At 62.4% G+C, this 25,981-nt stretch carries 25 protein-coding genes and 1 pseudogene; 11 read left to right on the forward strand and 15 right to left on the reverse strand.

Annotation, left to right across the window (positions count from 1 at the left end; all coding sequences use genetic code 11):
* Nucleotides 1-12: 12 nt before the first annotated feature.
* The gene (locus PG898_RS00510) at nt 13-813 is read right to left on the reverse strand and encodes a putative RNA methyltransferase (RefSeq protein ID WP_270823266.1); all 801 of its coding nucleotides are present in this window, start codon (nt 811-813) and stop codon (nt 13-15) included.
* Nucleotides 814-935: 122 nt separating this feature from the next.
* A complete protein-coding gene (crp, locus tag PG898_RS00515; RefSeq protein WP_025328082.1) occupies nt 936-1,574 on the reverse strand; it encodes a cAMP-activated global transcriptional regulator CRP in 639 nt (212 codons plus the stop codon).
* A gap of 371 nt (nt 1,575-1,945) precedes the next feature.
* Between crp and PG898_RS00520 the strand changes: the two genes are divergently transcribed.
* On the forward strand, nt 1,946-2,350 hold the full coding sequence (locus tag PG898_RS00520; protein WP_041206318.1) for an OsmC family protein: 405 nt from the start codon (nt 1,946-1,948) through the stop codon (nt 2,348-2,350).
* A gap of 48 nt (nt 2,351-2,398) precedes the next feature.
* A complete protein-coding gene (locus tag PG898_RS00525) occupies nt 2,399-2,698 on the forward strand; it encodes a hypothetical protein (RefSeq protein WP_005330517.1) in 300 nt (99 codons plus the stop codon).
* A gap of 72 nt (nt 2,699-2,770) precedes the next feature.
* Here the strand turns inward: PG898_RS00525 and PG898_RS00530 are convergent, their stop codons facing one another.
* The 3 genes from PG898_RS00530 to PG898_RS00540 all read right to left on the reverse strand — a co-directional run bounded on the left by PG898_RS00530 (nt 2,771) and on the right by PG898_RS00540 (nt 4,697).
* The gene (locus tag PG898_RS00530) at nt 2,771-3,304 is read right to left on the reverse strand and encodes a DUF4136 domain-containing protein (RefSeq protein ID WP_171272500.1); all 534 of its coding nucleotides are present in this window, start codon (nt 3,302-3,304) and stop codon (nt 2,771-2,773) included.
* Nucleotides 3,305-3,319: 15 nt separating this feature from the next.
* The gene (locus PG898_RS00535) at nt 3,320-4,189 is read right to left on the reverse strand and encodes a phosphoribulokinase (RefSeq protein ID WP_005330514.1); all 870 of its coding nucleotides are present in this window, start codon (nt 4,187-4,189) and stop codon (nt 3,320-3,322) included.
* 262 nt (nt 4,190-4,451) lie between these two features.
* Entirely contained in the window at nt 4,452-4,697 is a 246-nt protein-coding gene (locus PG898_RS00540; protein ID WP_041206316.1) for a YheU family protein, read from the reverse strand.
* Between the two features lie 89 nt (nt 4,698-4,786).
* Here PG898_RS00540 and PG898_RS00545 point away from each other — a divergent pair, with 89 nt between their 5' ends.
* Nucleotides 4,787-5,938, forward strand: coding sequence for a GGDEF domain-containing protein (locus tag PG898_RS00545; protein WP_270823268.1), 1,152 nt, complete (start codon nt 4,787-4,789; stop codon nt 5,936-5,938).
* On the opposite strand, the gene PG898_RS00550 is transcribed toward PG898_RS00545, so the two are convergent.
* The 3 genes from PG898_RS00550 to PG898_RS00560 all read right to left on the reverse strand — a co-directional run bounded on the left by PG898_RS00550 (nt 5,920) and on the right by PG898_RS00560 (nt 8,700).
* Nucleotides 5,920-6,903 carry a hydrolase gene (locus PG898_RS00550; RefSeq protein WP_182786210.1) on the reverse strand — a complete coding sequence of 328 codons (984 nt, stop codon included), beginning with the start codon at nt 6,901-6,903 and terminating at the stop codon, nt 5,920-5,922. The two genes, PG898_RS00545 and PG898_RS00550, sit on opposite strands and share 19 nt — an antisense overlap.
* Nucleotides 6,904-6,958: 55 nt before the next feature.
* Nucleotides 6,959-7,858, reverse strand: coding sequence for a chemotaxis protein CheV (locus PG898_RS00555; protein ID WP_005330506.1), 900 nt, complete (start codon nt 7,856-7,858; stop codon nt 6,959-6,961).
* A 152-nt stretch (nt 7,859-8,010) separates the two neighbouring features.
* A complete protein-coding gene (locus PG898_RS00560) occupies nt 8,011-8,700 on the reverse strand; it encodes a hypothetical protein (RefSeq protein ID WP_270823269.1) in 690 nt (229 codons plus the stop codon).
* A 39-nt stretch (nt 8,701-8,739) separates the two neighbouring features.
* On the opposite strand from PG898_RS00560, the gene PG898_RS00565 reads away from it, so the two are divergent.
* The gene (locus PG898_RS00565; protein ID WP_033130616.1) at nt 8,740-8,946 is read left to right on the forward strand and encodes a YheV family putative zinc ribbon protein; all 207 of its coding nucleotides are present in this window, start codon (nt 8,740-8,742) and stop codon (nt 8,944-8,946) included.
* A 222-nt stretch (nt 8,947-9,168) separates the two neighbouring features.
* Nucleotides 9,169-9,807 carry an FKBP-type peptidyl-prolyl cis-trans isomerase gene (locus PG898_RS00570; protein ID WP_270823270.1) on the forward strand — a complete coding sequence of 213 codons (639 nt, stop codon included), beginning with the start codon at nt 9,169-9,171 and terminating at the stop codon, nt 9,805-9,807.
* A gap of 59 nt (nt 9,808-9,866) precedes the next feature.
* Here the strand turns inward: PG898_RS00570 and PG898_RS00575 are convergent, their stop codons facing one another.
* On the reverse strand, nt 9,867-10,082 hold the full coding sequence (locus tag PG898_RS00575; RefSeq protein WP_005330500.1) for a SlyX family protein: 216 nt from the start codon (nt 10,080-10,082) through the stop codon (nt 9,867-9,869).
* Between the two features lie 14 nt (nt 10,083-10,096).
* On the reverse strand, nt 10,097-11,065 hold the full coding sequence (locus PG898_RS00580) for a WD40 repeat domain-containing protein (protein ID WP_218409669.1): 969 nt from the start codon (nt 11,063-11,065) through the stop codon (nt 10,097-10,099).
* 119 nt (nt 11,066-11,184) lie between these two features.
* On the opposite strand from PG898_RS00580, the gene fkpA reads away from it, so the two are divergent.
* Both fkpA and PG898_RS00590 read left to right on the forward strand, forming a co-directional pair.
* Entirely contained in the window at nt 11,185-11,991 is an 807-nt protein-coding gene (gene fkpA / locus PG898_RS00585) for an FKBP-type peptidyl-prolyl cis-trans isomerase (protein ID WP_041207073.1), read from the forward strand.
* 148 nt (nt 11,992-12,139) lie between these two features.
* Nucleotides 12,140-13,546 (forward strand): sigma-54-dependent transcriptional regulator, encoded by a 1,407-nt coding sequence (locus tag PG898_RS00590; RefSeq protein ID WP_270823271.1) that lies wholly within the window; start codon nt 12,140-12,142, stop codon nt 13,544-13,546.
* Nucleotides 13,547-13,666: 120 nt separating this feature from the next.
* Here the strand turns inward: PG898_RS00590 and PG898_RS00595 are convergent, their stop codons facing one another.
* The 3 genes from PG898_RS00595 to PG898_RS00605 all read right to left on the reverse strand — a co-directional run bounded on the left by PG898_RS00595 (nt 13,667) and on the right by PG898_RS00605 (nt 15,435).
* Entirely contained in the window at nt 13,667-14,530 is an 864-nt protein-coding gene (locus PG898_RS00595; protein WP_005330492.1) for a hypothetical protein, read from the reverse strand.
* 113 nt (nt 14,531-14,643) lie between these two features.
* On the reverse strand, nt 14,644-14,979 hold the full coding sequence (locus tag PG898_RS00600) for a hypothetical protein (protein WP_043132774.1): 336 nt from the start codon (nt 14,977-14,979) through the stop codon (nt 14,644-14,646).
* 117 nt (nt 14,980-15,096) lie between these two features.
* Nucleotides 15,097-15,435: a DUF2956 domain-containing protein gene (locus PG898_RS00605; RefSeq protein ID WP_182786202.1), complete on the reverse strand. Its 339-nt coding sequence runs from the start codon at nt 15,433-15,435 to the stop codon at nt 15,097-15,099.
* Between the two features lie 249 nt (nt 15,436-15,684).
* Here PG898_RS00605 and ushA point away from each other — a divergent pair, with 249 nt between their 5' ends.
* Entirely contained in the window at nt 15,685-17,355 is a 1,671-nt protein-coding gene (gene ushA / locus PG898_RS00610) for a bifunctional UDP-sugar hydrolase/5'-nucleotidase UshA (RefSeq protein ID WP_270823272.1), read from the forward strand.
* Between the two features lie 206 nt (nt 17,356-17,561).
* Here the strand turns inward: ushA and PG898_RS00615 are convergent, their stop codons facing one another.
* Nucleotides 17,562-18,416, reverse strand: coding sequence for a Tim44 domain-containing protein (locus tag PG898_RS00615; protein WP_005330485.1), 855 nt, complete (start codon nt 18,414-18,416; stop codon nt 17,562-17,564).
* A 426-nt stretch (nt 18,417-18,842) separates the two neighbouring features.
* Between PG898_RS00615 and dnaB the strand changes: the two genes are divergently transcribed.
* From dnaB to alr, 3 genes and pseudogenes are all read left to right on the forward strand, one after another.
* Nucleotides 18,843-20,237, forward strand: a complete 1,395-nt coding sequence (dnaB, locus tag PG898_RS00620; RefSeq protein ID WP_005330482.1) for a replicative DNA helicase — start codon at nt 18,843-18,845, stop codon at nt 20,235-20,237.
* 6 nt (nt 20,238-20,243) lie between these two features.
* A pseudogene (locus tag PG898_RS21290) lies at nt 20,244-20,437 on the forward strand (hypothetical protein); the annotation flags it as partial.
* Between the two features lie 10 nt (nt 20,438-20,447).
* Nucleotides 20,448-21,521, forward strand: coding sequence for an alanine racemase (alr, locus tag PG898_RS00625; RefSeq protein ID WP_005330481.1), 1,074 nt, complete (start codon nt 20,448-20,450; stop codon nt 21,519-21,521).
* A 247-nt stretch (nt 21,522-21,768) separates the two neighbouring features.
* Here alr and putA read toward each other — a convergent pair whose 3' ends face one another.
* Nucleotides 21,769-25,737, reverse strand: coding sequence for a trifunctional transcriptional regulator/proline dehydrogenase/L-glutamate gamma-semialdehyde dehydrogenase (gene putA, locus PG898_RS00630; protein WP_139750884.1), 3,969 nt, complete (start codon nt 25,735-25,737; stop codon nt 21,769-21,771).
* Nucleotides 25,738-25,981: the final 244 nt, after the last annotated feature.

Raw genomic sequence — 25,981 nt, forward strand, 5'->3', positions numbered from 1 at the left:
TTTTCATGGGGTTCAGAGGGGTTTTTGCCACAGGCTCAACAGCAGATCCTGCTCCAGCTCGTCCGGCCCCTGGTGGGTGAAGGCGTGACGCTGCTCACCGCCGGCGCGCCAGCCGAGGCGACTGGTCTCCAGCACGTGGGCGCGCAGAGCCTGATCCATGGCCATGGAGAACTGGCAGCGTTGCCGCTCAACGGGCGCAAGCCCTGCCAGGGCCGGCCAGCTGAGGGGGTGCTCCATGCTCACCGGGTTGAGGCTGACTCTCAGTTGCCACTGGTGGCGCGGACCGGGTTGCAGGTGGAGCAGGTAGCCACCCGGCGTCAGCAGGCTGACCAGCAGCTCTGTCTTGATCTTGAGATCGTTGACCAGCAGCACCTGGGCGGAGCCGGCCAGCAGCGGTGCCTTGGCCGGATCGGCGATGACGAAATGGCCGTCGGGTTGCGCCTTGTTGGCGGCGAAGATGGCGTTCTTGGCCAGATCGATGCCGCCAAACTGCCAGCCCGGCAGGCGTTCTGCCAGGGCGCGGCAGTAGTACCCCTCACCACAGCCGAGATGGATCAGCTCGTGCTCGCCGAGCGGCGCCAGCAGGGTTGCCATGGCCTCCACCAGGGGCAGCTGGTGTCCCTGCTCCAGGAAGCGGCGCTTGGCACGCAGCAGGGCCCGGCTGTCGCTGTCCTTGGGATCCTTCTTGCCCGGAATGAGATCCAGATAACCTTCCGGGGCCGGATCGAAATGGTGCTTGTTGTCGCAATAGACCCCGCGGGAGGCTTCATGAAGATGCAGGGGGCTGCGGCACAGGGGACATTGAAGATGCATACACACTCGCTTGGTTGAGGCCGGGGAAGGGCGTGCGGGATTATAGGGGAGACGATCAGAAAAGGCTGCCGTGGCAGCCTTTTTTATCCAACGGCCCTGTGCTGAGCCGTCAGGGAACCCGGTCAGCGGGTGCCAAACACCACTATGGTCTTGCCGTGGGCGGAGATGAGCTCTTGCTCTTCCAGCATCTTGAGGATGCGGCCGACGGTTTCGCGAGAGCAGCCGACGATCTGGCCGATCTCCTGACGGGTGATCTTGATCTGCATGCCATCCGGGTGGGTCATGGCGTCCGGCTGCTTGGCCAGGTTCAGCAGGGTCTGGGCAATCCGGCCGGTCACGTCCAGGAAGGCGAGGTTGCCGACCTTCTGGCTGGTGTGCTGCAGGCGCTTGGCCATCTGGCCGGAGAGGCGCAACAGGATGTCCGGGTTGACCTGGATCAGCTGGCGGAACTTCTTGTAGGAGATCTCGGCGACTTCACAGGCACCTTTGGCACGTACCCAGGCGGAACGCTCCGGATTCTCGTTCTCTTCGAACATCCCCATCTCGCCCAGGAAATCCCCCTGATTCAGGTAGGAGAGGATCATCTCCTTGCCCTCGTCATCCTTGATCAGGACGGCGACGGTACCCTTGACGATGTAGTAGAGGGTTTCCGCTTTTTCACCGGCATGAATAAGGGTGCTCTTGGCGGGATACTTATGAATGTGGCAATGCGACAAGAACCACTCGAGGGTGGGATCGCTTTGCGGTTTGCCAATGATCATGAGACTTCCTCTGTAGTGTCATTTTTATGGACTGTGCGTCCAGGCAAGTTGCCAAGCTTGCCATTCCTTAGTCTTTGGTCGCAGTAGAATAAGAGCCTTTGTCTGTGCTGACAAGGCTTTGGGACTTTGCTGTCCATCTCTGTGCATCGATCTGCTGCGCCATTCGGGCCATTCTAGGCAAGAAGGGGGGGAGAGATGTTGATTTCGATCTATTTCCTTCAGGGTCTGCCGTGGTTTCGGAACAAGTCGCGGTGCCGGGTGAGACGGTCATGAAGCAGGGGGTGGCGCAAGGTGATGGGCATGTGCCACTCGACCCCTGCTTGAGGTATGCTATGGGCGTCAGAACCGTCGTCATTGAGAGGAAAAGTGAGATGAAAGCCAAGGTCAGCTGGGTGGAAGGCATGAAGTTTGTGGGCGAGAGCGAGTCCGGTCATCAGGTGACGCTGGACGGCGCCAACCCGGGCGAAGGTGCCAGCCCGATGGAGATGATCCTGCTGGCTGTCGGTGGGTGCAGCTCCATCGACGTGGTCTCCATTCTGGAGAAGGCGCGCCAGAGCGTGACCGCCTGCCATGTGGAGCTGGAAGGGGAGCGTGCCGACTCGGTGCCTCGGGTGTTCGAGAAGATCCACCTCAAGTTCGTCGTGACCGGCAAGGGCTTGGCCGAGAAACAGGTGGCCCGCGCGGTCGACTTGTCGATGGAAAAGTACTGTTCAGTGTCCCTGATGTTGGAAAAAGCGGTAGAAATTACCCATAGTTATCAAATTCTTGAAGCTTGATAGTTGTAGTTTGTCCCGTAGATAACGCCATGACATAAGGAAAGTGCGATGAAAAAAATGATGATGTTGCTTCCCCTGTTCGGACTGGCCGCCTGCAGCATGCCGCAGCCCACCCAGTATCAATACAGTCAGTATCAGTGCGGGGAAGAGTTGTTGGCCATCACCTATGATGCCCAGGCCGACATGGTGCAGTTCCCTTATGCCGGGGTGTATTACAAGCTGGGTCGCATCGAGTCGCCCAAAGAGACCGCCAGCTATTCCGATGGGGTGACCACCTTCTCCCAACAGGGCAAGCAGGCCACCCTGATCAAGAGTGGTGTGACCCAGCTGACCTGCGAGCTGAAGTAATCGCCATGCCGTGGCAACGGCGTGTATGCAAAACGGCCTGCTTGAAGCAGGCCGTTTTGTTATGGGTAAGGGTCACTGGGCGGGCAGGGAACCCAGCAACTGGGCGGCAAGCTGCTGGCTCAGCTGGCTGCGGGCATCCTCGGCGATGGGCACGTCGCTGGCGAGCTGGATGGCGCTGCTCCAGACACTTTGCTGGGTGCGCCTGTCGATCAGCAGTATGGCCAGGGTGCCCTTGCGCGCATCGGCGGCGGCATTCAGGCCTGGGGTCATGCCGAGGCGGGAAAATATCTCCCCATCACTCATGTCCTGGCTGCCTGCCACCCCGATGGCGACCCAGACGTCGGCTTCATCCAGGGGCACACTGCGCCAACCCTTGCCATCGAGCGTCTGGGTGACGGCTCGTTGCACCGGCTCCAGCCAGGGTGCTGCGCTGTTGCCTGCGTACTGGAACTGCTCTGCCAGCGCATAGCGTGGCGTCGCCCCGTAGGGCCAGTTGTCTGCCGGGCGTACCACCATGGTTCCCGTCTCGACAGTGGGGGCGGCAGGGCCCGCGCTGCAACCGCCCAGCAGGGCTGCCAGTGTGAATGAGAGAAGTGCACCGCGCATCATAAGCTCCTTGGCTCAGGTAATCTTGCCGGTTTCTAACAGTTGCTGGATCAGGGGGCGCAGAATCAGCTCCATCGCGAAACCCATTTTTCCCCCCGGCACCACTATGGTGTTCATTCTGGACATGAAGGCCCCGTCGATCATCGACAGCAGGTAGGGGAAGTCCACCTGCTTGATGCCCCGAAACCGGATCACCAGCATACTCTCGTCCAGGCTGGGTATCACCTTGGCGCTGAAGGGGTTGGAGGTATCCACCGTCGGCACGCGCTGGAAGTTGATGTGGGTGCGGGAGAACTGCGGGGTGATGAAGTTGATGTAGTCATCCATGGAGCGGACGATGGAGTCGGTCACCGCCTCCCGGGAGTGGCCGCGCTCAGAGGTGTCGCGAATGAGCTTCTGGATCCACTCCAGGTTGACGATGGGCACCACGCCGATGAGAAAGTCCACGTGCCGCGCCACATTGTGTTCACCGGTCACCACGCCGCCGTGCAGCCCTTCGTAGAACAGCAGGTCCGTCTCCCCCGGCAACGCCTGCCAGGGGGTGAAGGTGCCCGGCATCTGGTTGAAGGGGACCGCCTCGTCGAAGCTGTGCAGGTAGCGTCTGTACTGGCCGCTGCCGCTCTGGCCGTACTCCTGGAAAAAGGATTCCAGCAGACCGAAGTCGTTGGCCTCCGGGCCGAAGTAGCTGATATGGCGCCCCTGCTCGCGCGCCTTGCGGATCGCCACGTCCATCTCGGGCCGGGTATAGCGGTGAAAACTGTCCCCCTCGACCACGGCTGCCTTGTATCCGAGCTGGTGGAACATGGAGCGGAAGGCGTTGGTGGAGGTGGAGGTGCCGGCACCGGACGAACCGGTAACCGCAATGATGGGATGCTTGGCCGACATAGAATTCTCTCTTCCTTGGGAGTTCCGTTATAAGGGCAGGTTCAAAGTGCGGTCAAGTGCGCCTTCATGACCCGGCTGTACCATGATCCCCGTCGCCCTCCATGTGCAGGCGCCCTGGCGGGGCTGACATTGCCGAATGTGGGCATAACATAACTGTGTGTGAAGCGCGTCAGACTGCGGATGAGGTGACCGCATTCTCCGGCGCGGCATTCTCCCGCCTGTACCCCGGGGTGGCTGAGCCTGACGCCGTTCAGATCGTGGATCAATCCTGCCGGAGATCGTCGGCGGGCGCATTGCTCAAATGCGTCTTTGGCACGACGTTGACACTTTCATGCAACTCGCTGTAGACCAGCACGGCACTACCTTGTAGTAATTGCTGTCTGACCTCCTCGACCTTGTCGGCCAGGCTGACATCCTGCTCGCCGTATTCGGTGCCTTCTTGCAGTACGAAATGCTCGAGCAGGTTGTTGAGGGTATCTGGATCCAGTTCTTGCCAAGGGATAATCATGATTTCATCTTCAGTCATAGCGATGCGGATATTGTCGGTGTCTGACCGGCAAGCGCAAGGAGTTTATCTGGACCTGCGCGAGGGTTTTCATGTCATCAGTTGAACAGCGTCACCCAACCAGTCACGTCGACCAGCATCTTCAGGATGCGCGTCGGCACGCCCTGAGCGCGGGGCTGCGCTGGTTCTGGGCCATCAGCCAGCTGGCGATCCTCTATCTGCTGGCTCGCTTCTATATGTATCAGGATGCCCAGCAGGTGGCGATCGCTGGACTGCCCTGGGAGTATGAGTGGCAGATAGGCCTGGTGATCCTGGCCAGCGTGCTGACTCCCCTGGTCTGGCGCTGGTGCTCTCGCCAGGGAACATCGAGATGGCAGCCCTGGCTTTGGGGTTGTGCCATGTTGTGGGGGCTGGCCTGGGCTCTGATGGCCTATTCCCTTGCCATCATCGAATTCAGCGTGGGATTCAGCCTGGCATTCAACATCGTCAGCCTGTTGCTGCTGACGGCCCTGATCGCCTTCTACTGCGAGTGGCGTGTCTTCTATAGCCTGAGTGCCCCGCCTCTGATCTTTCTGCTGTTCGAGGAGCACTGGGTGATGGTGCCGTCCGTCACCGTGCACTGGCTGGCGGTCGGGGGCTTGCTGATCATCCTGGAGACGGGGCGGCGGATGCTCAACCGCTGGTTCGAGCTGGCGGTGTCGCGCGAGTATGACAACCTGATGCTGGCGCGCAAGATGGATGCCATGGCCCATCGGGATCCCCTGACCGGGCTTGCCAACCGCCGTCATTTCGATCGGGTCTGCAAGCACGCCATCGCACAGGGTACAACGCTGGAGGTGCCGCTCACGGTGATCCTGCTGGATGTGGATTTTTTCAAGCGATACAACGACCGCTACGGTCATCAGGCGGGGGATGAGTGCCTGATTCTGGTGGCCGAATGTCTTGAGGAGAGCGTGCGCGAACCCGGCGATCTGGTGGCCCGCTATGGTGGTGAGGAGTTCGTGGTGTTGCTGCAGGAGACAGATCTGGCCGCCGGTGAACGGGTTGCGCAGCGTATTCGTTCTACCCTGGCCGCCAGGGCGTTGCCCCACGAAGGCTCAGATGTGGCTCCCCATCTCACCCTGAGCCAGGGGATTGCCCAGTGGCGTCAGGGAGAGAGCCTGGTCATGCTGCTCGAGCGGGTCGATGGTGCTCTCTACCAGGCCAAGGAAGAGGGGCGCAACGGCTACCGGCTCGCATCCTGAGTCTGCTCCCGCAGCCATTGGCTGATCCGCTCCTCCAGCCAGAAGCGGGGGCGCCAGGGCGTACCGTGCAGGAAACCCACGTGGCCACCGCACCGGCTCAGCTCGTAGCGCACCAGGGGGGAAAGCTGTTCCGGTGTGGGGATCACGGCCTGCGTCATGAAGGGGTCGTCGGCGGCATGGATCACCAGGGTCGGGATGGGGATGCGCGCCAGCAGGCCAAGGCCGGAGCAGGTCTGATAGTAGTGATCGGCGCTGTCGAAGCCATGAAGCGGGGCCGTGACCTGCTCGTCAAAGTCGCGCAGGGTGGCGATACGGTCGACCTGCTGCGGTTGCCAGCGGGACTGGGCTGCGGCTTGATGGCGGATCTTGCTCTGCAGATTGGCTCGCATGGTGCGCAGCAGGTAGCTTTGATACACCCGTGAGAATCCCTGATTGACCCTGTCGGCGCAGCTCGCCAGTTGTAGGGGGGCCGAGATCACCACGGCGGCGGTGAGTTCATCCGGACAAGCCCGCGCCAGCAGATTGACCAGCATGTTGCCCCCCAGAGAATAACCGATGGCGATCAGTGGCTTGCCGGGAAAACGGCGACCCAGCTCGGCGATCACCGCCTCTGCATCCTCGATGGCGCCGGAGTGGTAGGCTCGCAGCAGCCGGTTCGGCTCGCCGCTGCACCCCCGAAAATGCATCAACACGGCGTCGTTCCCTTGCCGTTGCAGATGGGCAAACAGTCCCTTGGCATAGTGGGAGTGAATGCTGCCCTCCAGGCCGTGAAACAGCACCAGCAGTGGCCGCTCATCCGGGCTGATGGGCCCGCTCCAGGCGAGATCGACGAAGTCTCCATCCGCGAGTTCGAACCGTTCCGGGGTGAAGTGTGCCGGCGCGCGGCGCAGCCACTTCGGCAAGATGGTTTGCAGGTGGGGATTGCGGGCCCACCAGGGGGCGTGAAAGTGGCTTTCTGTCAGCATGCAACGACTCGGGGAGAAGAGGAAACAGGCAGCGGGCCCATGGCCCGCCGCGGTGTCAGGCGGGCAGGCGATCGTGGTGTTCGGCGCCGCGCAGCATGGCCTGGATCAGCTCGTTGGCTTCAAACTTGGTCAGTGCCTCGTGGGCGCCGACCTGATGGGCACGCTCCACGCTGATCTCGCTGGAGAGGGAGGTGTGCAGGATGATGTAAGCCTCCGCCAGTCTGGGATCGCTCTGTACCTCGAAGGCGAGCTCGTAACCGTCCAGCCCCGGCATCTCGATGTCGCTCACCAGGATGTCGATCCGGCTGCCCTGAGCGACCCTGGCCTGCATCAGGCTGAGGGCGTCGCGCCCGTTGGTGCACACCTCGTAGGGAATGTTGATGTAATCGAGGGCTGCCATCAGCTGGCGGCGGGCGACGGAGGAGTCGTCCACCAGCAGGATCCGCATCGGCTTGAGCCGCTCGCGCTGCACATCGGTCAGCACGGGGTAGAGGTGGCTGGGATCGTCCGGATAGACCCGGGACAGGATCAGTTCCACATCCAGCAGCTGGATCAGTTGATCACCGACCTTGGTCACCCCGGTGACGAAGACGTTCTGACCGAGGGAAGGGGGGGGCGGCTCGATGTCACGCCAGTTGCACTCGGTGATCTTGTCGATGCCCCGCACCAGGAAGCCCACCAGGGTGCGGCGGCAATCCGTGATGATGATGAAGCAGCTGGGCATCTCCTCCCGGCTGATCGGGCGATAGCCCACCGCCATCGCCATGTCGATCACGGGGATGGTGGTGCCCCGCATGCTGGCCGCCCCGAGCACGGTCGGGTGCGAATGGGGCAGGGCGGTGAGCTGGGTGTAGGGGACTATCTCCTTCACCTTGAGGGTGCCGATGGCGAAGGATTGCCTGGCTGAGAGGTGAAACAGCAACATGCCCTGGGATTGGTTGGCCTTGCTCGTCATGGCGGATGTCCTGTTGATCTAATCGGTGACGGTCAATCTGGTGTTCAGCATAGAGGGTGGTGACCAGGATGATGCCGTTGTTATTAACGGTTATTAGCGACCGAGAGCCACAAAACTGGACCCTGTCACCCTCATTTATTTTCTCGTCAGGTTCACTGGGCGGAGGCCACCGCCTCCAGCGTCAGCCCGAGCCAGTGCTGACACGCCTGCGCCAAAGCCTGTTCATCCCGATAGCCGAGCTTTGCCACGACCTGGGCCGGCTTGCTGCCACTTCTGAGCAGGCGTACCCCTTGCAGCAACTGCCACTGGGCACCGAGCGCATCGGCCGCCAGGGCGGGATCCTCGATGCCGCGCTGGGCGAGGCAAGCCTGCCAGGCCGCGGTGCTGCCTTCAGACTGGCCGGCCAGGGCGCGCCAGGCGGCTTGCAGCGGCTGATCTGCCTGCGCCAGGATGGTACACGCCTGCAACTCGTCCCCGATGACCCGCAGCCGGTGGCCATAAGCCTCCTGCCAGTCATGGGGCCTGGACCAGCTGGCCAGGTTGTCCAGCAGGGCGTCCATCAGCGGGGTGGGTTGCAACCAGCCAGCCTGGGCCGGTTGCGCCACCCGCACCGAGCAGGTCAGCAAATCATGCTGACAACCCGCCAGGGGGGTGAAGGCGGCGAGGGCATCGGCGCACAGCCAGAAGTGGCTGCCCGCCGTCAGCAACAGCTCATGGGAGCCGAGTCTCAGCAGCGCCGCACCTCGGGTGACGCGCAGCAGCTGACCCAGGGGGGAGCGTTTGCGGGGGCCGACCTGCAGGCAAGGAGTGGAAAAATGCTGATATTCGATGGCGTGATGCATGTAAAAACCCTGATATGATGCTGCCTGGAGGTAACAAAAATGGAAACCAGACGTAAAAAGCGCTTCATTGCCGGTGCGGTTTGCCCGGCGTGCGGCAAGATGGACACCATGATGCTGTATATGGAGCATGGAGTCGAGAAGGTGACCTGTGTCGACTGCGGGGATACCCAGGTGCAGACCCAGGCCGAGGTGGACAAGGCGACCCGCGAGGCCGAACAGGTCATAGGCGTCTTTCGTCCCGAATGACCTACCGCCGGGTGGCCGGGGTGGACCAGGCCATCCGCGAGGCTGAACCACTGATAAAGGTGTTTCGTCTCGAGTGAGGGGCCCTTGATAATACCCGGGGTGGGGCAAGGCTCGTTCTGGACTGCTGACTTTTTCAGCATGGCGGAGCGGGGCAGATCATATGCTTGGCCACCTTTTTAAGGTATTCTGGGCCCGTTTTTTTCTATCCGCAGGATCCCTGACATGAAAGTAGCTCCCCTGAGCGTGGTTACGCTGGAATACACGGTCACCGACGAACACGGTGAAGTCATCGACACCACTGTCGGTAAAGAGCCTCTGGTGTATCTGCACGGTACCCGTTATCTGGTCTCCGGCCTCGAAGCCGAGCTGGAAGGCCGCAGCGTGGGCGAGGCGTTCGACGTCACCCTGACGCCGAGCCAGGCCTATGGCGAGTATGACGAGAACCTGGTGCAAGAAGTGCCCGGCGAGCTGTTCGATGGCATGGAAGTGTCTGAAGGGGATACTTTTGTGGCCGAGACCGACGATGGCCACCGTCCGGTGACCGTCATCGAAGTCTCCGAAGAGTTCATCAAGGTGGATGGCAACCATCCGCTGGCCGGTGTGACCCTGGGCTTCAAGGTCGAGATCAAGGACGTGCGTGCCGCGACCGCCGAAGAGCTGGCTCACGGCCACGTGCACGGTGCCGGTGGCTGCGGTCACGATCATGGCCATGACCACGGTCACGATCACGACCATGACCATGACCACGGCGGTTGCTGCGGCGGTCACGGCCACGATCACGGTCATGACCACGGCGACGAGCAGGGTCATGGCGGTTGCTGTGGCGGCGGTGGTTGCGGTGGCAAGGGCCATCACCACTGATCTGCCGACTGGCAAGATGAAAAAACCCGCTGCCTGCGGGTTTTTTTATGGCGGTGCACTCAGTAGTGCGGGGGCGGCGTCTCTTCGGCCATGCTGGCTATCTGGCTCGGCTGCACGCTCTGCAGCTTGTCTACCAGTAGCTGGATCTGATGCTTGAGCCGGTCGAGTTCACGGCCCTGAGTGGTGACCTCTTCGTTGAGTTGCTCCACCGTGTATTCGGCATAGGCGAGACGGCTTTCCAGGGTCTCGAGACGATCGTTAACTTGCTGACTCATGGGCCTTTTGGTCCTTACTTGATAGTCCAGATTTCGGCCAGGCCACTGGAGCTGGCGCTGACGAGGTGGCCATTGTCGCGCAAAGCCACGCCATAGACCACAGCGCTCGGTGGTTTCACCTTGGGATGAGGAGAGACGCGCCAGCTTTGCAGCAGACTGCCATCGCTCACCCGCCACAGGGAGAGCTGGCGTGAGGGGGCGCCGGTGATGAGCCAATTGCCGTCGTTGGCAAAGCGCGCGCTGGTGTAGACCTCAAAGCGGTGCGCGAACTGCAGCCGGCTCACCTCCTTGCCAGTCTTGAGATCCCAGATGCTGGCCTGGCGGCTGTCGGCGGTGAAGGCGAAGCGCCCCGCCGGATCCAGCCTCGCCATCACCACCCGGCCGCCGTGGTTGAAACGCCATACCACCTGGCCGGTGCGGGTATCCCACAGATAGGCGCTGTAATCGTTGCCGCCGGTGAGGGCGTAGCGGCCATTGGCGGAGAGATCCACCGTGTTGACCTGCTCGGTGTGGCCGAGGAACTGCAGCCTGCGCCCGGTACGGGTATCCACCAGCTCCGCCTTGCCATCTTCGCGGCCGATCAGCACCAGACGACCATCGGCCGAGAGCGCGGCATCCCTCAGGCTGGATTCAGGAAGGGAATAGTAGCCTTGAGATCGACCATCTTGCAGGCGCCAAATGGCAAAGGTGCGCTGGGTGGCGGTGATGGCGTGGCTGTCGTCCGGGGAGAAGCGGGTGAGGGTGACGAACTCCTCCTGATCATCGCTCTGACGCCAGCGCCAGCGCTCCTTGCCCTGTTCCAGATCCCACACCACGGTGCCCTGGCCCAGGCTGGAGACGATGGCCTGCTTGCCGGAACTGGCAAGATCCGCACTCAGCAAGCCCTGGTTGGCGAGGCGGATCTGCTGGCCGGGAAGTGAGCTCTGTTCGCACCCCGTCAGCATCAGGCAAATACCGATGAGATAAATGGCACTTTTGATCATTTTTCCTGTCTCATGCTTTCGTTACCTGCGATCACGGCGTTAGTATAAGGCGCTTATCACGATAAACCTCTCATTTCACGAAGGAACCGAGAGCGGTATTTAGAGTTTTGGAGAAACTGATGAACAATTTTCTGAAGGTGTCCCTGTTGGCTGCGGCCGTTGCCGTGGGTCTGACTGCTTGCCAAAAAGATGAGAAGCCTGCTGCCAATACCGCAGAGGTCAAGGCAGAAGCCAGCAAGCCGGCAGAGGCTCCCAAGGCAGCAGCCAAGAGCTTTGAAGAGCAATCCGGCTATGCGATCGGCCTCTCCATGGGTCGTTATATCGCCAATACTCTGGAGCGTCAGCAGGAGCTCGGCATCAAGCTGGACAACAGCGTCATCCTCAAGGGGGTGACCGACGGTCTGGGCAAGGAAGCTGGCATGACTGACGAGGAGATCCAGAAGGTCCTGCAGGAATACGACGCCAAGATCAACGAGCTGACCAAGGCCAAGGCAGACAAGGATGCGGTGGAAAACCTGAAGAAGGGTGAAGAGTACCTGGCCGCCAACGCCAAGAAAGAGGGCGTGAAGAGCACCGAATCCGGCCTGCAGTATCAGGTCGAGAAGCTGGGTGACGGCGCCAAGCCGAAGGCCACCGACATCGTCAAGGTGCACTACACCGGTACCCTGACCGATGGCACCAAGTTCGACAGCTCCGTCGATCGCGGCGAGCCGGCGACCTTCCCGCTGAACCAGGTGATCCCGGGCTGGACCGAAGGCGTGCAGCTGATGCCGGTCGGCTCCAAGTTCAAGTTCTTCCTGCCGTCCAAGCTGGCCTATGGCGAGCACGGTGCAGGCTCCATCCCGGCCAACGCCGTGCTGGTATTTGACGTCGAGCTGCTGGCCATTGAAAAGCCGACCGCCGAAGGCGACGACGCGAAGAAATAAGCGGTAAACGCGATGAAAACGGCTCCCCAGGGAGCCGTTTTTGCTTGTGTGGCGCAGTGGGTGGCGGGAGAAAGCTGAGAGCCCGTCTTGAGTGTATGGCGTCTACCCCCCAGAATAGACAACAAAATCAATCGCAAGGATGGATCTCGTGGCTGAAAGCAAACCCCGTGTCCTGCTGGTGGAAGATACCCGCAGTCTGGCCGTTGTCTATGAACAGTACCTGGTTCAGGATGGCTATGATGTGCTGTTGGCCGATTGCGGCCAGCAGGCACTGGCGCAGTTGCTGGCCAGCCCGCCCCCCGTGGTGCTGCTCGATCTCGAACTGCCCGATATGTCCGGCATGGCCATACTGCAGCAGATCACCGAGCAGCAACTGCCCTGCTCGGTGGTGGTGATCACCGCCCACGGCTCGGTGGATGTGGCGGTGGAGGCGATGCGCTGCGGTGCCTTCGATTTCCTGACCAAGCCGTTCGACGGCAAGCGGCTGTGCGCCACGGCGCGCAACGCCCTCAAGCACCAGCAGCTCAGCTCGCTGGTGGCCCAGTATCGGGAGAACTTCGAGCGCAGCTCCTTTGCGGGCTTCATCGGCGCCTCCATGGCGATGCAGGCTGTCTATCGCATCATAGAGAGCGCGGCCCCGAGCAAGGCGACCGTGTTCATCACGGGGGAGAGCGGCACCGGCAAGGAGGTGTGTGCCGAGGCCATCCACCAGTGCAGTCCGCGCCGGGATCAGCCGTTCATCGCGCTCAACTGCGCCGCCATTCCCCACGATCTGATGGAGAGCGAGATCTTCGGTCATGTGAAGGGATCGTTCACCGGTGCCCAGGGGGATCGCAAGGGGGCGGCCAGCCTGGCGGACGGTGGCACCTTGTTCCTCGACGAGATCTGCGAGATGGATCTCGACCTGCAGAGCAAGCTGCTGCGCTTCATCCAGACCGGTACCCTGCAGCGGGTCGGCAGCGGCAAGCTGGAGACGGTGGATGTGCGCTTCGTCTGCGCCACCAACCGGGATCCCCTGGTGGAGGTCAAGGCGGGGCGTTTTCGCGAGGATCTTTACTACCGTCTGCACGTGATCCCGCTCTCCCTGCCGCCACTGCGGGAGCGCGGCGAAGACATACTGCTGCTGGCCCGCGACCTCCTGCTGCGATATGCCAAGGAGGAGCACAAGCGCTTCAAGGATTTCGATGCCGACACTGTGCGGATATTGCTCGACTACCCTTGGCCCGGCAATGTGCGCGAGCTGCAGAACGTGGTGCGCAACATAGTGGTGCTCAACGATCGCGAACTGGTGAGCAAGGATATACTGCCACCGCCGCTCAACGGCGGCCGTGCGCTCGCGGTGCCTGCTGCTGCTGAGGCGACCCACGAGATCCTGGCCGAGCCCGTGCAGACCGCTCTGCCGGTGCGCCCGCTCTGGCTGGTGGAGAAGGAGGCCATCGAGCAGGCCATCGCCAGCTGTGACGGCAACATCCCCAAGGCGGCGGCGCTGCTGGAGATCAGCCCCTCGACTATTTATCGCAAGAAGCAGGGTTGGGAAGAGGCGAGCCTGGCTTGAGGCTTAAGTGCAGCTGGGCTCGGGCCTTCCCTTATCTGTCGCAAGAGGCAGAGCCGGGAAGAGGGGGCTTGGCCTGAGTGACGGGCGGCGTGAGCCACCCGCTCTTTTTGCGGCCCGCCGTCAGAGCTTGGCGAGGCGCTTGAGTCTGGCCAGCCGCTCCGTCTCGTTGGCCTGTAGCCAGCCATCCCGCGAGAGCAGGAACCAGGCGCGGGCGAAGTATTCGGGGGCGGCCGGATCGTCCAGCATCAGGCCGTTCTCCCCCAGTTCCTCGAACAGGTAGCCATCTTCCGGCGCGCTGGCCTCGGCCATGTCGGCTTTCAGCTGGCTCAGCTCGGCCATCGCCTGTTCGTGCAGGCCCTGGGCCCGGCTCAGCCGTGCCAGGCTCCAGCGGGCGATAAAGGCCTTGGCCTGATTGTTGTGCTGCTGGTGCCAGGCCAGGCATTTTTGCTGGCAGGCTCTGGCTTCATCGAGGCGTCCCAGCTCGAACAGGGTCCAGCCCTGATTGTTGTAGAGGCTGGGCAGCCAGCCGCGCACCTTATCGTCGGCACTGCGTTCGGCCAGGGTCATCGCCAGTTGATGCCAGCGGCTCTGCTCCTCCAGCGGGGCGGCGATGGCCACCATGTGGGCCGCGTCTATGGCGAGCCCAGTCTCCCCCAGCTTGAGCCCGAGTTGCCACCCCTGCTCGAACAGCGTCCTGGCGCTGGCCTTATCGCCGGCCGAGTTGAATGTCCGCCCCCGTTCCAGCAAGGCGCGCAGCCGTGCTCGCGGGGTGGCGTCGGTGAGGCGGGGTTCTATCTCGTCGAGCAGCTGGTGGGCCTGTGCAAACTGACGCTGCAGGGAGTGGGTGCGGGCGATTTGGGTGAGCAGCTCCAGCTCGTATTGCAGGTCGTCCTGCGCCTCTTCGAGCAGGCGTCGAAAACGCAGGGCAGTGGCGGCGGGATCCTGATAATCCCACTGCGCCATGAAATCGGGCGGATTGTCCATCTGGCCTCCTGGCTGGTTACTCTGTCACCAAGATGCCTATCGTCCATTGGTTGTACAAGGGGCGCCCGTCACAGGGCGCCCCTCAGATCATGAAAAAGATCGTGTAAACGACATCAGTAGACCATGGCTAGGCTCATCAGCATCAGGCCCAGGGCGGCGAAGGCCCCCTCCTTGATGGCCAGGCGCGGCACCAGCGCCTTGGGCAGCGCCGGGAACAGGCAGAGTGCAAAGCCAAGACCCGGCATCAGCCAGTGAAAGCCGGGGCTGCGCAGGCTCGGGTCTGCCGCGCCATTGATGACGATGAGCAGGATGAAGAGGGTGAAGGCTGGCAGGATAAACCAGCGGGCGTTGCCGGCGGCGACCGCTCGCAGCGGGGAGATGCGATAGAGCACCAGGGTCACGATAAATAGTACGAGAGGGGCCAGCAGATAGAGGGGGGCCGGATTCATGATGGGGGTCTCCAGACAACGGGGGGAAGAGTGTAAGCAGCAGGGGCGAGGGATGACCAGCGCGCCGGCCCCGGGCTGTGAGGCCGATCCCAGGGCAAAGGTTTGCCAGGCAAGGGATCAGCGCAGCCAGATCCAGGCACAGCCAAACACCAGCCAGCTCAGTACCAGCAATACCCATGGCAACGGGTGCTGGCGAGAGACCTCGATCACGTCGAGCTCGCTCTCTTCTTCATGCTCGCCCTGTTGTGGCTGCTTCGCCCTGGCCTGCAACTTCTTCTGGCGGCTCGCCTCCCGGGCTCGCGCCTTCATCTGCTTCTTGTATTCGTCTATGCCCTTCTGGATTCCCTGGGCGATCAACTGGGTCTGTTCCTTGGTCTGCCCCGGCTTCTGGTTGGCGCGGGCTACCTTCATCGCCTCCTGCTGGGTCTCGGGGGAAATCTTGTCGTACTTTGCCATTCACGAGTCTCCTTGGCATCGATTGGCGGGAAGTATGCCACAACTGTCTCCGACCGGCTGCCATCCCTGCGGGTGAAATGGCGCGACAGGGCAGGAGGGGATGGGAATATGAGGAAAGAGGTTGCGCTGGTGATCACATTTGGCGGAATTTGTGAGTCACTGATGAAAAAGCGTCACATGTTGTTTGTTATATTACGGACCGACTCGAGACCGGGTTGCCCAATAACAAAATAACAAGGTGATATGGAAATGAATTATAAATTTGTCAAAGGAAGTGTCGCGCTGGCCGTGCTCGCCGCGCTGAGTGGCTGCAATATCTCAAGCAATGACAGCGTCGCCCCCTGCAGCGAAAATGTCTGCAAGCTGACCATTCTGCACACCAATGATACCCACGGTCGTTTCTGGCACAACGACAAGGGTGAATATGGCATGGCTGCCCAGAAGACCCTGGTCGAACGCCTGCGTGGCGAGGCCAAGGCGGCCGGCAGCGAGGTGCTGGTACTCTCCGGTGGCGACGTGAACACCGGGGTACCCGAGTCGGATCTGCAGGATGCCGAGCCGGACTTCATGGCCATGAACAGCATCCGCTACGATGCCATGGCGGTGGGTAACCACGAGTTCGACAACCCTCTGACCATCCTGGAGAAACAGCGTGAGTGGGCCCAGTTCCCCATGATCTCCGCCAACATCTACGACAAGGCCAGCGGCAAGCGCTATTTCGATCCCTACAAGGTGTTCAAGCTGGAGAGCGGTCTCAAGGTTGCCGTGCTGGGCCTGACCACCGAAGACACCGCCCAGCTGGTGGATCCCAACAACGTCCAGACCCTGGAGTTCCGCGATCCGACCACGGAAGCGGCCAGGCTTGGTCAGCAGATCCGCGACAGCAAAGAGGCGAACCTGGTCCTGGCCATCACCCACATGGGTCACTACGAAAATGGCCAGCACGGCAGCAATACCCCCGGGGATGTGGAGATGGCGCGTGCACTGCCGGCCGGCACTCTGGACGCCATCATCGGCGGTCACTCCCAGAACCCGGTCTGCATGGAGCCGGGCACGCCGGACAAGTACGCCGACTTCAAGCCGGGTGACGACTGCCTGCCGGATCAGCAGAACGGCACCTGGATCATGCAGGCCCACGAGTGGGGCAAGTATGTGGGCCGCGCCCAGTTTGACTACCAGAATGGCAAGCTGACCCTGACCCAGTACGACCTCATCCCTGTCAATCTGAAAGACGCTGACGGCGCCTTCATTCAGGAAGAGATCACCAAGGATCCCGAGCTCTACAATACCCTGCTTACCTACCAGGAGAAGGGGCAGCAGGAGCTGGGCGTGGTGATAGGCTCCACCGACGGTGTGCTGGACGGCGAGCGTGCCAACGTGCGCAACAAGCAGACCAATCTGGGTCGCCTCATCACCACCGCCACCGCCGAGAAGCTGGGTACCGATTTTGGCATCGTCAACTCAGGCGGGGTGCGTGCCTCCATCGCGGCTGGCGACATCAGCTACCGCGACGTGCTGACCGTGCATCCATTTGGCAACACGGTCAACAAGGCGACCATGAGTGGCAGCGAACTGGCGGCCTATCTGGGCCAGGTGGCGACCAAGACCATCAACACCGGCGGCTATGCCCAGTTTGGTGGCATCAACATGGCGGTGGACTGCCAGGCGAAAAGCGTGACCATCACCAGCGTGGGCGGCAAGGCCTTCGATCCGGCGGCCAGCTACAGCTTCTCCATCCCGAGCTTCAGTGCGGCCGGTGGTGACGGTTATCCGAAGATCGACACCATCAATGCCGGTCTGGTGGATGCCGGTGTGCTGAAGGATTACATCGCGGCGAAGAAGACCATACTGGTGGCCGATTATCAGCCGTCCGGTGAAGTCAGCTATGTTAATTCCGCCTCTATGGATGGCTGCAAATAATCCAGCGGCTCTGGGCCAATAACAAAAGAGAGGCAGCCATGGCTGCCTCTCTTTTTTATTTTCGAGGTCATCAACAGGAGCTGATGACGATTATTCCCGGCTCCTCGCAAGGCGGGGGAATATTCCATGAGTCGCAGTGAAGAGTGCGATGACAATAAAAAAGCGACCCTGAGGTCGCCTTTATCATGCTTGCCGAACGAGCGTGCTTATAGTTGCTCGATGCCGACGATGTGCCAGGGGGCATTGTCCTTGGCCAGGTTGCGCTCGAGGTGCCACACCTCCTTGATGTCCTCCTCGACCTGCTCCTGACGGTCCATGTAGCGACCGCTGAAGCGCACGCTGACCTGGGCCCAGTCGCTGCCGTAGTCGGCACGCACCAGCTGGGTGTCCACATACATCACCTCGGTGTGCTGCTCGCCGGTCAGTTCGGCGCGCTCGGCCTGGAGGTGCTGGAACAGTTCCGGGCTCACGTACTCCCGTACCTTCTCCAGATCGTTCTTGTTCCAGGCCTCTTGCAGGGTGCGATAGTGATCGCGGGCACCGGACAGGAAACCGTTCATGTCAAAACCTGGCGGCAGGCGGAAGGGGACGTCACTGTCGGCAAAGCCGGTTGCCTGCGGGGCACCGTTGCTCTGTTCGAACTGCTGAGGCGCTGCCGACGGAGGCTGATAGCCCGCGTAGGCCGTCTGTGGCTGAGGTGCCGCCGCCTTGTTCTTGCGCAGGGCTCGGAACAGGAATACACCACCCAGTGCCAGCAGGGCGATCAGCAGGAAGTCCATCCCTTGCAGACCTTCGAAGGCGCCGCTGCCCAGCAGGTAGGCGAACAGGCCACCGGCCAGCAGGCCGCCCAGCAGGCCACCCATCATGCCGCTCTTCTTGGGCGCCGCGGCCAGAGTCGGATTCTTGCCATTCACGGGGGCTGCAGTCGGAGCCGGTTGAGCCGGTGCCGTCTTGTAGCTCTTGCCAAAGGATTTGCCGCCACCAAATTTCTTGGCCTCGGCGATGGGTGCCCCAAGGCCAATGGCCAGGATCACGGCAAACAGGGTCAGCATCTTTTTCATTTTGACTCTTTCACTCTCATGTAGGTGGGGGCATGCTCTGCTTGTGCAAGCTCAGCGAGGCGCATGGCAGGCTGCCGGTCCCTTTTTGTGTTGCAGCTTGCGGGTATGATTACCATGTCTGGCATGAATTATTCATGAACAGATTGCCCCCCCTGGGGGCGCCAAGGAGGATCCCCATGAGAAACAGACGACCGAGTCGTTCGGTGCGCAGGCTGCGCAACAAGCTCAAATCCAAGGCGAAGGATCAGACCCTGGTCTGGCCCTTCCTCGTGCTGTGAGGGGCAGGGAGGGCCCCAGGAGCCGATGAGCCGGCCATCCGCAAGCAGGCAGGCCACCGGGTGAGGTGAATAGCGCGCATTAGCGCTCGCGATGGCGGGGTTTCTTTTGTAAAATTCCCGTCCCCTTCCCGCTGCGGTTTTTATGTGTATGGCAGAGCAAGTGACGGCGAAAAAAGACGCCAAGACACAACAGCTGAAAGTTCCCCCCCACTCTTTTGAGGCCGAGCAGTCCGTACTGGGCGGTCTGATGCTGGATAACGAGGCCTGGGATCGGGTGGCCGAGCGGGTGATCGACAAGGATTTCTACAGCCGTCCCCACCGCCTGATCTTCCAGGCCATGACCCGCCTCTCCAATGCGGGCAACCCCATCGATCTCATCACCCTGCAGGAGGAGCTGGAGCGCTCCGAGCAGCTGGAAGAGTCCGGTGGCTTCGCCTATCTGGTGGAGATCGCCAAGAACACCCCGAGCGCCGCCAACATCAATGCCTACGCCGAGATCGTGCGTGAGCGGGCTGTGGTACGGGAGATGATCTCGGTCGCCAACGAGATAGTCGAAGCGGGTTACGAGCCCCAGGGGCGCACCTCCGGCGATCTGCTGGACCTGGCCGAGAGCAAGGTGTTCCAGATTGCCGAGCAGCGCTCCAGCGCCAACGAGGGCCCGCAGCCCCTGAAACTCATTCTGGAGCAGACGGTCGACAAGATTGAGGAGCTGTTCAAGACTCCTCACAACGGCGTGACCGGGGTCTCCAGCGGTTATGGGGATCTGGACAAGATGACCGCCGGCCTGCAGCGCTCGGACCTCATCATAGTCGCGGCCCGTCCCTCCATGGGCAAGACCACCTTTGCCATGAACCTGTGCGAGCACGCGGCGCTCACCGCCGACAAGCCGGTGCTCATCTTCTCCCTGGAGATGCCCTCCGAGCAGATCATCATGCGTATGCTCGCCTCGGTGGGGCGCATCGATCAGACCAAGGTGCGGACCGGCCAGCTCGACGATGAAGACTGGGCGCGACTCTCCTCCACCATGGGGCTACTGCTCGAGAAGGGCAAGATGTACATAGATGACGCCTCCGGCCTGACCCCGACCGACGTGCGCTCCCGTGCCCGGCGCATCGCCCGCGAGCACGGCGGTCTCTCGATGATCATGATCGACTACCTGCAGCTGATGCGGGTACCTGCGCTGTCTGACAACAGAACCCTGGAGATCGGTGAAATCTCCCGCTCCCTCAAGGCCCTGGCGAAAGAGCTGCAATGCCCTGTGGTGGCGCTCTCCCAGCTGAACCGAAGCCTGGAGCAGCGGGCCGACAAGCGGCCGGTCAACTCGGATCTGCGGGAATCCGGCTCCATCGAGCAGGATGCGGATTTGATCATGTTCATCTACCGCGACGAGGTGTATCACGACGACAGTCCCGACAAGGGGATTGCGGAGATCATCATCGGCAAGCAGCGTAACGGCCCCATAGGTCGGGTGCGCCTCACCTTCCAGGGTCAGTTCTCCCGGTTCGACAACTACGCCGGCCCGGCGTTTGACGATGATTATTGAGTACCTGATTGTCCTGACAAGGGAATTGCTGGGATGACCATAGGCAAGCAGCGTAACGGTACCAATACGGACGGGTGCGCCTCAGCTTCCAGGGCCAGTTCTCCCGGTTCGACAATTCTGCCGGTCCGGCCTTAGACGATGACTATCAAGGGATGACACCACTCGGTGCCTGGCGCAGGTGCGCCATCATGCCCTCGTAAGGAAAAACAGATGAAAGCGGCTATTGCCCAAATCGATACCTCGGCCCTGCGCCACAACCTCGCCGTGGTCAAGCGCCACGCGCCTTCCTGCAAGATCATCGCCGTGGTCAAGGCCAACGCCTATGGCCATGGCCTGCTGCCGGTGGCCCGCACCCTGGTGGATGCGGACGCCTATGCGGTGGCCCGCATCGAGGAGGCGCTGATGCTGCGCTCCTGCGCCGTGGTCAAACCCATAGTGCTGCTGGAGGGCTTCTTCTCGAGTGCCGATTTGCCGGTGCTGGCGGCCAACAACCTGCAGACCGCGGTGCATACCTGGGAGCAGCTCGAGGCCCTGGAGCAGGCCGAGTTGCCGGCCCCCGTGGTGGCCTGGTTCAAGCTTGACACCGGCATGCACCGGCTCGGGGTGCGGGCCGAGGAGATGCCCGCCTTTATCGAGCGGCTCGGCAAGTGCAAGAACGTGGTGCAGCCGTTCAACGTCATGACCCACTTCAGCCGCTCCGATGAGCTCGAGCAATCCACCACCCGCGAGCAGATCGACTTGTTCAGCAAGTTGACCGCCTCCCTCAAGGGCGAGCGTGCCATGGCGAACTCGGCAGGCATTCTGGCCTGGCCGGACTCCCACTGCGACTGGGTGCGCCCCGGCGTCATCCTCTACGGCGTCTCCCCCTTCCCGAACACGGTGGCGGCGGATTACGACCTGAAACCCGTGATGACCTTGAAGACCCAGCTCATCGCAGTGCGGGATCACAAGGCGGGGGAGCCTGTGGGTTATGGCGCCAACTGGGTGTCAACCCGTGATACCCGGCTCGGGGTGATTGCCATCGGCTATGGCGATGGCTACCCGCGCATGGCACCCAACGGCACGTCCGTGCTGGTCAATGGCCGCATCGTCCCCCTGGTGGGCCGCGTCTCCATGGACATGACCACTGTGGATCTCGGCCCTGACGCCACCGACAAGGCCGGTGACGAAGCCGTGCTCTGGGGCGAGGGCTTGCCGGTGGAGCGGGTCGCCGACGAGATTGGCACCATTCCTTACGAGCTGATCACCAAGCTGACCTCCAGAGTGTTTATGGAGTACGTTTAACCCTTTGACTTGGGATGGCGGCCGAGGAGATAGGCACAATCTTCTCCCTACGAGCTCATCACCAAGCTCACTTCCCGGGTGTTTATGGAGTACGTTTAACCCCCTCATCCCCAATCCTTCTCCCGCGAGGGGAGAAGGGAGAACAAGAAGGCCGCCCCGACAAGGGCGGCCTTTTTTATGCACTTGTGAGCGAGCGACTGACATAAAAAGCCCCGCATCGGCGGGGCTTTAGTCTCTGTCGCGGTGCTTAGCCTATGGTCATCAGGCTGGCGTTGCCACCGGCGGCGGCGGTGTTGACCGAGAGGGCGTGCTCGATCAGCAGTCGCTCCAGGGGGATGTCGGTCTCGCCACGGTGCAGGCCGTGCACGCCGACGATGGCACCCGCACGGGCAGCGGCCAGCTTGGCCACTTCCCGCAGCTGATCCGAGTCGCCGTGGTGCAGCAGGGCATCGAAGCCGATGTCGCTGCTGGCCCAGTCCGCAACCAGCTGGATGCGCGCCTGTACCTCGCTGGGCAGGCTGGTCAGCAGGGTACGGTTCTGGGCATTGTCCTGCCACAGCACCTCTGTCCCGACCGCCAGACAGGCCGCCAGCTGGGCCAGCAGATCCGTCTTGGCTTCTTTATCGTCGGCGGCCAGGCAGAGCACACGCTCCCGGGGCAGCAGGCTGTAGCTGTTGCGCTCGCCGGTGGGGCCGACCAGCAGTTGGGTCAGGCCGCTCAGCGCCAGCTCGCCGTAGCGATCGCACAGGGCCACCAGTGCCGGGGCCTGCTTGCCCGCCCAGCCACGCAAGGCCAGCAGCGCCGGTTTGGCGGCCTCGGCTTGCGGGGTTGCGCCCGGCTCCTGGCGAAGCTGGCTGGTCACCGCCTCCTGCGGGCGTGCCCCGAGCAGACGGTACATGTAGAGCGGGCCACCCGCCTTGGGTCCTGTGCCGGAGAGCCCTTCGCCGCCGAACGGCTGCACCCCGACCACGGCGCCCACTATGTTGCGGTTGACGTAGAGGTTGCCGACCTTGGCGGTGTTGACCACCTGGGCGATGGTCTCGTCGATGCGGGTGTGGACCCCCAGAGTCAGGCCGTAGCCGCTGTCGTTGATCTGCGCGAGCAGTTCGCCGAGCTTGGCACGGGGGTAGCGCACCAGGTGCAGCACAGGGCCGAACACCTCTGGGCCCAGCTCATCCAGGCTGTCGAGCTCGATGAGCGTCGGCAGCACGAAGGTGCCGCGGTTGCAGGCACCCTCTTGGGTGCGGGCAATCTGGTGCACCCGGCGACCCTTGTCCCCCATGGCCTTGATGTGGCGTTCTATGTTGGCCTTGGCCTCGGCGTCGATGACAGGGCCGATGTCGGTGGAGAGGTGCTCGGGGCTGCCGACCTTGTACTCGGCCATGGCGCCCTTGAGCATACGGATCACCCGCTCGGCGACGTCGTCCTGCACGCACAGCACCCGCAGGGCGGAGCAGCGCTGACCGGCGCTGTCGAACGCCGAGGAGATGACGTCCATCACCACCTGTTCGGTGAGAGCGGAGGAGTCGACGATCATGGCGTTCTGGCCGCCGGTCTCGGCGATGAGCGGAATGGTGCGGCCCTGGGCGTCGAGGCGACCGGCCAGGTTGCGGGAGATGATACCCGCCACCTCGGTGGAGCCGGTGAACATGACGCCGCGCACTCGCTCGTCCGCGATGAGCGCCGCCCCCACGGTCTCACCGCGGCCCGGCAGCAGTTGCACCGCACCGGCGGGGACGCCGGCCTCGCGCAGGATGCGCACCGCTTGCGCCGCGATGAGGGGGGTCTGCTCCGCAGGCTTGGCGAGCACCGTATTGCCGGCCGCGAGCGCCGCGCAGACCTGGCCGCTGAAGATGGCCAGCGGGAAGTTCCAGGGGCTGATGCAGACCACGGGGCCGAGCGGTCTGTGGCTCTCGTTGGCGAAGTGGTTGCGCGCCTGGGCGGCGTAGTAGCGCAGGAAGTCCACCGCCTCGCGCACCTCGGCGATGGCGTTGGCGAAAGTCTTGCCGGATTCGCGTACCAGTAGGCCCATCAGGGGTTGCAGCTCGGATTCCATCAGGTCGGCGGCGCGATCCAGCACGGCGGCACGCTCGGCCGGCGGAGTCGATTGCCAGATCTGGCCGCTGGCCAGGGCGCAGGCGAGGGCCTTGTCCACCAGTTCGACCGTGGCTTCGCTCACCTGACCGACGACGTCGCGGTGATCCGCCGGGTTGACCACCTGCTGGAACTGGGTCGGCGCCTCGGTGTCGCAGCCCGGGTGTTCATTACCCAACATGGGCAGGGCCTGATAGGCGGTGTTGGTGCTGGCGAGCAGGGCGGCGGACAGCGATCCCAGACGGTGCTCGTTCGCGAGATCCAGGCCGGCGGAGTTCGGACGAGCCTCGCCGTACAGCTCACGGGGCAGGGGAATGCGCGGGTGGGGCAGACCCAGGCTGCCTTCACGGGCGGCCATCTGCTCGATCTGCTGTACCGGATCCTGCACCAGATCCTGCAGGGAGATGCTGTTGTCCGCGATGCGGTTGACGAAGGAGGTGTTGGCCCCGTTCTCCAGCAGGCGGCGCACCAGGTAGGCGAGCAGGGTCTCGTGGCTGCCGACCGGCGCATAGATGCGGCAGGGGCGACCCAGCTTGCCGTCGGCGACCTTGCCGACCACCTGTTCGTAGAGCGGCTCACCCATGCCGTGCAGGCACTGGAACTCGTACTGGCCCGGGTAGTAGTTCTGACCCGCCAGCTGGTAGATGGCCGACAGGGAGTGGGCGTTGTGGGTGGCAAACTGGGGATAGATAGACTCGGGCACCGCCAGCAGCTTGCGGGCGCAGGCGAGATAGGAGACATCGGTGTAGGGCTTGCGGGTATAGACGGGGTAACCCTCCAGGCCGTCCTGCTGGGCGCGCTTGATCTCGCTGTCCCAGTAGGCGCCCTTCACCAGCCGGATCATCAGGCGGTGACGGCTGCGCTTGGCGAGATCGATGACGTAGTCGATCACATAGGGGCAGCGCTTCTGATAGGCCTGGATGACGAAGCCGATGCCGTTCCAGTCCGCGAGAGACGGGTCGAAGCAGAGCTTTTCCAGCAGGTCGAGGGAGATCTCCAGCCGATCGGCCTCCTCGGCGTCGATGTTGATGCCGATGTCGTACTGCTTGGCGAGCTGGGTCAGCCCCAGCAATGTGGGATAGAGCTCCTCCATGACGCGATCGTACTGGGCGCGGCTGTAGCGCGGGTGCAGGGCGGAGAGTTTGATGGAGATGCCCGGGCCCTCATAGATGCCGCGGCCATGGGAGGCCTTGCCGATGGCGTGGATGGCCTGCTCGTAGGAGGCGAGATAACGCTTGGCGTCTTCTTCCGTCAGTGCCGCTTCCCCCAGCATGTCGTAGGAGTAGCGGAAACCCCTGTTTTCCATGGAGCCCGCGTTCGCCAGCGCCTCGGCGATGGTCTCGCCGGTGACGAACTGCTCCCCCATCAGGCGCATCGCCATGTCCACACCCTTGCGGATCAGCGGCTCGCCGCCCTTGCCGATCAGTCCCTTGAGGGAGCTGTTGAGGCCTGCCTCGTTGTGGGTGGCCACCAGCTTGCCGGTGATGAGCAGGCCCCAGGAGGCGGCATTGACGAACAGGGAGGCACTCTGGCCCAGGTGCTGGCTCCAGTTGCCACCGCTTATCTTGTCGCGGATCAGGGCATCCCGGGTTGCCTTGTCGGGGATGCGCAGCAGCGCCTCCGCCAGGCACATCAGGGCCACCCCTTCCTGGGAGGAGAGGGAGAACTCCTGCAGCAGCCCCTGCACCAGGCCCTGACGGCCGCTGGCGCTCTTCTGGTTGCGCAGCTTCTCGGCGATGCTCATGGCGAGCTTCTGGGTGGCCTCGGCCTTCTCCTTGGGCAGGCGGGCCTGCTCCAGCAGCATGGGCACGGCCTCGGTCTCGGGGCGGCGATAGGCGGAGGTGATGGCGGCGCGCAGCACGGACTGCGGCAGGATGCTCTCGGCAAACTCGAGGAAGACCTGGATCCCCTGCTCGCTCAGGGTCTCGATGGCCTCTTCTCCGGCGGCAGCGGCCAGGCCGGAGTGCTCAGGCGGGGTCAGGCCGCGCTCCAGCTGTTCCAGATAGGTGAAGATCGCCTGCTTGATCAGCCAGTGGGGGGTGCGATCCAGGGTCTGCGCCGCCTGCTTGAGCCGGTCGCGGGTCGCTTCGTCGAGTTTAACGCCAAGGGTGGTGGTGGCCATGGGACTTCCTGTGTCTATAAGGTAACAATATTACCGGACGGTTAAATTTTGCCGAGGATGGCGCAACCAGGTGCAACCTTCAAGCAAGAAATTTTAATGTTTTGGCTACATTGTTGAATTTTCCTATGCCACATGGTTCGGAGGATTGAGCCTTAAAATAGGGCTTAATATAGGTTTTTAGTGAAATATTAATAGGTTGCATACATGTTTTCTGAGTGATTCATGAGGTGCAACCCGTGGCTGT

The sequence above is a fragment of the Aeromonas sp. QDB31 genome, from assembly GCF_027707605.1.
Taxonomy (GTDB): Bacteria; Pseudomonadota; Gammaproteobacteria; order Enterobacterales; family Aeromonadaceae; genus Aeromonas; species Aeromonas media.

Bases quoted from the DNA above. Each gene is read 5' to 3' on its own strand.
- PG898_RS00575 (WP_005330500.1), bottom strand. From the start codon at position 10,082: ATGAGTCAGCAAGTTAACGATCGTCTCGAGACCCTGGAAAGCCGTCTC.
- PG898_RS00580 (WP_218409669.1), bottom strand. From the start codon at position 11,065: ATGATCAAAAGTGCCATTTATCTCATCGGTATTTGCCTGATGCTGACG.
- ushA (WP_270823272.1), top strand. From the start codon at position 15,685: ATGAATTATAAATTTGTCAAAGGAAGTGTCGCGCTGGCCGTGCTCGCC.
- PG898_RS00550 (WP_182786210.1), bottom strand. From the start codon at position 6,903: ATGCTGACAGAAAGCCACTTTCACGCCCCCTGGTGGGCCCGCAATCCC.
- PG898_RS00595 (WP_005330492.1), bottom strand. From the start codon at position 14,530: ATGGACAATCCGCCCGATTTCATGGCGCAGTGGGATTATCAGGATCCC.
- PG898_RS00615 (WP_005330485.1), bottom strand. From the start codon at position 18,416: ATGAAAAAGATGCTGACCCTGTTTGCCGTGATCCTGGCCATTGGCCTT.
- PG898_RS00535 (WP_005330514.1), bottom strand. From the start codon at position 4,189: ATGTCGGCCAAGCATCCCATCATTGCGGTTACCGGTTCGTCCGGTGCC.
- PG898_RS00600 (WP_043132774.1), bottom strand. From the start codon at position 14,979: ATGAATCCGGCCCCCCTCTATCTGCTGGCCCCTCTCGTACTATTTATC.
- PG898_RS00565 (WP_033130616.1), top strand. From the start codon at position 8,740: ATGGAAACCAGACGTAAAAAGCGCTTCATTGCCGGTGCGGTTTGCCCG.
- fkpA (WP_041207073.1), top strand. From the start codon at position 11,185: ATGAACAATTTTCTGAAGGTGTCCCTGTTGGCTGCGGCCGTTGCCGTG.
- PG898_RS00555 (WP_005330506.1), bottom strand. From the start codon at position 7,858: ATGACGAGCAAGGCCAACCAATCCCAGGGCATGTTGCTGTTTCACCTC.
- PG898_RS00540 (WP_041206316.1), bottom strand. From the start codon at position 4,697: ATGATTATCCCTTGGCAAGAACTGGATCCAGATACCCTCAACAACCTG.
- PG898_RS00525 (WP_005330517.1), top strand. From the start codon at position 2,399: ATGAAAAAAATGATGATGTTGCTTCCCCTGTTCGGACTGGCCGCCTGC.
- PG898_RS00605 (WP_182786202.1), bottom strand. From the start codon at position 15,435: ATGGCAAAGTACGACAAGATTTCCCCCGAGACCCAGCAGGAGGCGATG.
- PG898_RS00530 (WP_171272500.1), bottom strand. From the start codon at position 3,304: ATGCGCGGTGCACTTCTCTCATTCACACTGGCAGCCCTGCTGGGCGGT.
- dnaB (WP_005330482.1), top strand. From the start codon at position 18,843: ATGGCAGAGCAAGTGACGGCGAAAAAAGACGCCAAGACACAACAGCTG.
- alr (WP_005330481.1), top strand. From the start codon at position 20,448: ATGAAAGCGGCTATTGCCCAAATCGATACCTCGGCCCTGCGCCACAAC.
- PG898_RS00560 (WP_270823269.1), bottom strand. From the start codon at position 8,700: ATGCATCACGCCATCGAATATCAGCATTTTTCCACTCCTTGCCTGCAG.
- PG898_RS00570 (WP_270823270.1), top strand. From the start codon at position 9,169: ATGAAAGTAGCTCCCCTGAGCGTGGTTACGCTGGAATACACGGTCACC.
- PG898_RS00520 (WP_041206318.1), top strand. From the start codon at position 1,946: ATGAAAGCCAAGGTCAGCTGGGTGGAAGGCATGAAGTTTGTGGGCGAG.
- PG898_RS00510 (WP_270823266.1), bottom strand. From the start codon at position 813: ATGCATCTTCAATGTCCCCTGTGCCGCAGCCCCCTGCATCTTCATGAA.
- putA (WP_139750884.1), bottom strand. From the start codon at position 25,737: ATGGCCACCACCACCCTTGGCGTTAAACTCGACGAAGCGACCCGCGAC.
- PG898_RS00545 (WP_270823268.1), top strand. From the start codon at position 4,787: ATGTCATCAGTTGAACAGCGTCACCCAACCAGTCACGTCGACCAGCAT.
- crp (WP_025328082.1), bottom strand. From the start codon at position 1,574: ATGATCATTGGCAAACCGCAAAGCGATCCCACCCTCGAGTGGTTCTTG.